This window comes from Mesorhizobium sp. P2_F8, from assembly GCF_056403655.1.
The window spans coordinates 1-1,880 of record NZ_JBFUFB010000087.1 but is presented as its reverse complement, the minus strand read 5'-3'; the positions used below and the strand labels follow the sequence as shown (position 1 = coordinate 1,880).

Genomic DNA, 1,880 nt, shown 5'->3' with positions numbered 1-1,880 from the left:
GGATGAGTCATGCCGGCGCTTTTGGCAACGAAAATAGGCAAAAAGCGCTGCACCTGTCGCGCTAACAAAATGAATGATAATGCGTTATCGCTCGTAAGTGCGCTGGTGTAGGGAATGGCCGTTTTCGTCGAGCAGAATCCTAAAAATCACGCTGACGCGACCTCCGGGCCGTCCAGTGGTACGCAGCCCGTCTCCAAACGCAGGCTGGCGGTCTCGTCCTGGAGATGAGCTAGCTTGGGGATGAGCCCGAACAGGAGCCGGCTGCCCCTGCCCTGCCGACATCACCAGGATCAACGGCGGCGTTCGCTCTGCCGGCGCAGATGGAGGGCTGGCGAACGGGGCGGTGGAGGCCGCGAGTTCGACCAACACGCCCCGTGCCTACGCCTCCGACTGGAAGTATTTTTGCGTCTGGTGCCGGCGCCAGTATTTTGCTCCCGCGCCACCAGATCCGCGGATCGTCGGCTCTATATCGCCGCGCAAGCCTCTGCGACGGTACAGACAAGTTGAGCGTCGCGACCATAGAGCGTCGGCTTTCTGCGCTTTCCTGGAACTATGCTCAGCGAGGCCAGTCGCGGGACCGCAAGGATCGGCACATTGCCACCGTGCTCGCTGGTATCCGCAACAGTCACGCTCAGCCGCCGCACCAAATGGAGGCCCTTCTTCCCGAGGATCTCATAGCCATGCTGGAGACCTCGACCGCGGCACCCTGCGCGGGCTGCGCGACCGTGCAATGCTGCTCGTGGGTTATCCCGGCGGCCTGCGGCGCTCCGAGATCGTTCGTCGGCCACGACGTTGCCAAGGGACCAGACGGAGGACGCAAGCGGCTGGGTCGAGGTTCTGGACAAGGGCATTGTGGTGACGTTGCGCGGCAAGACCGGCAGGCGGGAGGTCGAGATCGGCGGTGGCTCGTCGGACGCGACTTGCCCGGTCATAGCGCTTCAGACGTGGCTGAGAGTTTGCCCGTATTGCCCATGGACCGCTGTTTCGCCGCGTGACTGGCCAAGGCAAGGCCGTCGGGGTCGAGCTGCTGAATGCCCAGGAAGTGGAGCGGCTAGTCAAGCGCGGCGTTTGCCGCATAGGACTGTAAACCGACCCCTCCCCCGCCCGGAATCCGGTGCTTCCAAGATCATCCAGCGCCGAACAGCCGTCTGTCCCAATACACCGGCTGATGCAAGCTCGCGCGTAACGTCGGAAACTCGGGGTGGGCCGGATTGATCAGCACGTTGGTGTCAGGCCGCGCCACGATGCTCGGCACCAGCAGAATGACGCTGCGCCGCTCGAGGCACCATGCCTCGCCAAACGCCTTGCTGACCGAGGCAGGTATAGTATCCCAGCCGGGCAATGCGGGGGGAGAAAAGATCTCGTAGCCGAGCCCTTGCGGCAACGTGACCTTGATGTAGTGCTGGTTGGGCGGCAGGCGCCCACTGCCGTGCACCAGCTTTTCGAGAAGCGCAGTCGAATAATGCTGGCTCGTGTAGATGATCGGGCTGCCAGCTGTGTTCCACCGACCCGGAGCTATGGTCGATCCCGTCGCATCAAAAATCCGATAGGCGCCATCCGGATCGCCGATGCGAAAGCACGACAGTGTGCGATCGAGTATCTGCCCTGTCACGCAGCACTGCCGTACTTCAGGCTTCCCAGTATATCGAGGACCAACTCGGCACCGATCTCACTTTGAATGACGACGTCGATGGGGCGCTTGTCCTCGAGCATAGGGTGGCACCGAAACAGGAAATCGCGAGCGTCGTCTTGCGTTCGCCAAACATCGAGCGCAAGACTCCACACCCGCGCTACGCGGGCCAGTCGGGTGCCCTCGTCGGAAGACAGGCGCAAAGCCGTCTTTCGCCGCTCATAAGTCGCCTTGGGGATCAGGCGATATT

General features: G+C 62.3%; 2 protein-coding genes and 1 pseudogene. 1 reads left to right on the top strand and 2 read right to left on the bottom strand.

Features of this window, described 5'->3' with window-relative positions:
• Positions 1-320 precede the first annotated feature (320 nt).
• A pseudogene (locus tag AC1DZP_RS36035) lies at positions 321-1,084 on the top strand (site-specific integrase); the annotation flags it as partial.
• 42 nt (positions 1,085-1,126) lie between these two features.
• Here AC1DZP_RS36035 and AC1DZP_RS36030 read toward each other — a convergent pair.
• Together AC1DZP_RS36030 and AC1DZP_RS36025 are read right to left on the bottom strand one after the other, a co-directional pair.
• Positions 1,127-1,612, bottom strand: a complete 486-nt coding sequence (locus AC1DZP_RS36030) for an RES family NAD+ phosphorylase (protein WP_477309101.1) — start codon at positions 1,610-1,612, stop codon at positions 1,127-1,129.
• Positions 1,609-1,880 (bottom strand): antitoxin Xre/MbcA/ParS toxin-binding domain-containing protein (locus AC1DZP_RS36025; RefSeq protein ID WP_477309099.1); only part of this gene is annotated, 272 nt, incomplete at its 5' end. The genes AC1DZP_RS36025 and AC1DZP_RS36030, both read right to left, overlap by 4 nt.